Origin of the sequence: Aeromonas sp. HMWF014 (assembly GCF_963878295.1) — a bacterium.
Lineage (GTDB): Bacteria > Pseudomonadota > Gammaproteobacteria > Enterobacterales > Aeromonadaceae > Aeromonas > Aeromonas popoffii.
Genome location: NZ_CAWNYS010000227.1, coordinates 1 through 2,724 on the forward strand (window position 1 = coordinate 1; position 2,724 = coordinate 2,724).

Consider the following 2,724-nt stretch of genomic DNA (forward strand, 5'->3'; position numbering starts at 1 on the left):
GCCTTGTCCTGACCAAACACCACCATCTTGAGGTTCCGCTCCAGGTTCTTTAGCACTTCCTTATCGGAAGAAGAGACAGACTTCTCTGGGATACGGGCTATCTTGGCGACTATGGCTTCGATTTCCGGCACATTGATCACTTTCTTGCGCTTGCTCACAGGCAGCAGACGCTGCCCTGCCCCCGCCTCATCGATCACGTCGATCGCCTTGTCAGGCAGATGACGGTCATTGATGTACTTGGCCGAAAGTTCGACCGCGGCACGGATCGCTTTGACGGTATAACGCACGCCGTGGTGCGATTCGTAGCGGCTCTTGAGCCCCATCAGGATGCGAGTGGTGTCATCCACACTCGGCTCGACGACATCGATCTTCTGAAAACGACGGGCCAGCGCTCGGTCTTTCTCGAAAATCTGGGAATATTCCTGGTAAGTCGTCGACCCGACACAACGGAGCAAGCCATTGGAGAGCAACGGCTTGATGAGGTTGGCCGCATCCAGCTGGCCACCGGAAGCTGCCCCGGCCCCTATGATGGTGTGGATCTCGTCGATGAACAGAATGGCCCCTTCCTGGCGCTCAATCTGCTTGAGCAGCACTTTGAGGCGCTTCTCGAAGTCACCACGGTATTTGGTGCCTGCCAGCAGGGAGCCCATGTCGAGTGAATAGATGGTGCTGCCAGCAATCACCTCGGGCACATCCCCCTTGACGATGCGATAGGCCAGCCCTTCGGCGATCGCCGTCTTGCCTACACCCGCTTCACCCACCAGCAGCGGGTTGTTCTTGCGGCGACGGCACAGTACCTGGATAGTGCGGCTCAGCTCCTGATCGCGACCGATGAGCGGGTCGATTCGCCCCTCCAGCACCAACTGATTCAGGTTGGTCGCAAAACTCTCGATCTGGGCAGCAGAGACATCGTCATCAGACTCGGCGTTGTTACTGCTGTTATCCGGCTTGCTGTCTTTACGCACCCCGTGGGAGAGGAAATTGACCACATCCAGCCGGCTGATCTCGGCTTTCTTCAGGAAATAGGCAGCCTGTGACTCTTGCTCGCTGAAGATGGCGACCAGCACGTTGGCGCCGCTGACTTCAGTATTACCTGAAGACTGAACATGGAACACGGCACGCTGCAGCACCCGCTGGAAGCCAAGCGTGGGTTGAGTTTCTCTGTCTTCATCATCGCGGGGAATAAGTGGGGTTGTTTGACTAATGAATGCGCTGATCTCTTTGCGCATCAGCTCCACATCCGCACCACATGAACTCAGCGCCTCATGGGCTGAGCTGTTATCCAACAGGGCTAACAACAGGTGCTCGACGGTCATGAATTCGTGGCGCTCGTCACGGGCCAGTTTGAAAGCCTCGTTCAGCGTCTTTTCTAGATCTTTATTCAACATAGGCACCTCCCCTCAGTACAGCAACAATGTGGTGTCGTCATCGCCATCAAGTCATCAGATTCAAGCCTTTTCCATGGTACATAGCAGTGGATGTTCGTTGTTACGTGAATAGGTATTGACTTGGACCACTTTGGTTTCGGCAATCTCGGCGGTGAACATGCCACAGACTCCCTTACCACTATAATGCACACTCAGCATCACTTGGGTGGCCTTGTCCAAATCCATACTAAAGAACTTTTGCAGCACCTCCACCACAAACTCCATCGGTGTGTAGTCATCGTTGTTCAGGACGACCTTGTACATGGGTGGCGGTTGCAGCTTCGTTTTCTCTGCTTGTGCAATCTCTTCATTAGCAAAGAGTTCTTTCTGCTTGCTCATAATCGCGCTTCGGTACCTCTAGATTACTACCGTCTAACACAAGATTGTCAATAGACTTGTTAACCCGATCACATCAGTTGTTAACAACTCCTTGACTCGCTCAAAAGTTAGACTAGATTGGTTACTTGCTAATCGGCGCCCGTCTGCTATGGGCATATGCTACTAGTTATAAAGGGCTGGCGCAGGTTACTCAACGACTTCAGGGTAATCAATAAAAGGATGTAGATGTATGGCAACCGGAACAGTCAAGTGGTTTAACAACGCAAAAGGATTTGGGTTTATCTGTCCGGAAGGGGGTGGTGAAGATATCTTCGCCCACTACTCCACGATAAAAATGGAAGGTTACAAGACCTTGAAAGCAGGTCAGGCAGTCAACTTCGAACTGCAGCAGGGGCCGAAAGGAAATCACGCCTCTGTCATCGTGCCAAACGAAGCACAGAACATGTAAGAGTCGAACTGGATAAATAAAAAAACCGGCTGACCGCAAGGTCGCCGGTTTTTTTATAGCAGTGCGCTCTTGCAAGCGTGAAGCTTGTCAGACGCAGGCGTCATCGGCCAGCACAGGGCCTAGTCGTGGTAGTCCTGGCAGGCGCTCAGGGTATTTTCCATCAGGCTCGCCACCGTCATGGGACCAACGCCCCCCGGAACCGGTGTGATGAAGGAGGCGTGATTACGCGCCGTTTCAAACTCCACATCCCCCACCAGAGAACCGTCAGCCAGACGATTGATGCCTACATCGATCACCAGGGCCCCCGGTTTGATCCACTCCCCCGGAATGAAGTTCGGCTTACCCACCGCCACGACCAGCAAGTCGGCACGACGCACCTGATCTTCCAGATCCTGAGTGAAGCGATGACAAGTGGTCGTGGTACAACCGGCCAGCAGCAGCTCCAGCGTCATCGGGCGTCCCACAATATTGGATGCTCCAACCACTACCGCATGCAGGCCATGTGTCTTG

At 53.7% G+C, this 2,724-nt stretch carries 3 protein-coding genes and 1 pseudogene; 1 reads left to right on the forward strand and 3 read right to left on the reverse strand.

Annotated elements, in window-relative coordinates; translation table 11 throughout:
• A partial coding sequence (locus AAC083_RS09120; protein ID WP_146181631.1) for a Clp protease N-terminal domain-containing protein occupies positions 1 to 1,388 on the reverse strand: 1,388 nt, incomplete at its 3' end.
• Positions 1,389 to 1,448: 60 nt separating this feature from the next.
• Positions 1,449 to 1,766, reverse strand: a complete 318-nt coding sequence (clpS, locus tag AAC083_RS09125; protein ID WP_108536402.1) for an ATP-dependent Clp protease adapter ClpS — start codon at positions 1,764 to 1,766, stop codon at positions 1,449 to 1,451.
• 229 nt (positions 1,767 to 1,995) lie between these two features.
• Between clpS and cspD the strand changes: the two genes are divergently transcribed.
• Positions 1,996 to 2,214: a cold shock-like protein CspD gene (gene cspD, locus AAC083_RS09130; RefSeq protein WP_042035390.1), complete on the forward strand. Its 219-nt coding sequence runs from the start codon at positions 1,996 to 1,998 to the stop codon at positions 2,212 to 2,214.
• Positions 2,215 to 2,333: 119 nt separating this feature from the next.
• Here the strand turns inward: cspD and AAC083_RS09135 are convergent.
• Positions 2,334 to 2,724 (reverse strand): annotated as a pseudogene (locus AAC083_RS09135) (bifunctional methylenetetrahydrofolate dehydrogenase/methenyltetrahydrofolate cyclohydrolase); the annotation flags it as partial.

Coding starts and splice junctions, on each gene's coding strand:
- clpS (WP_108536402.1), bottom strand. CDS start 1,766: ATGAGCAAGCAGAAAGAACTCTTTGCTAATGAAGAGATTGCACAAGCA.
- cspD (WP_042035390.1), top strand. CDS start 1,996: ATGGCAACCGGAACAGTCAAGTGGTTTAACAACGCAAAAGGATTTGGG.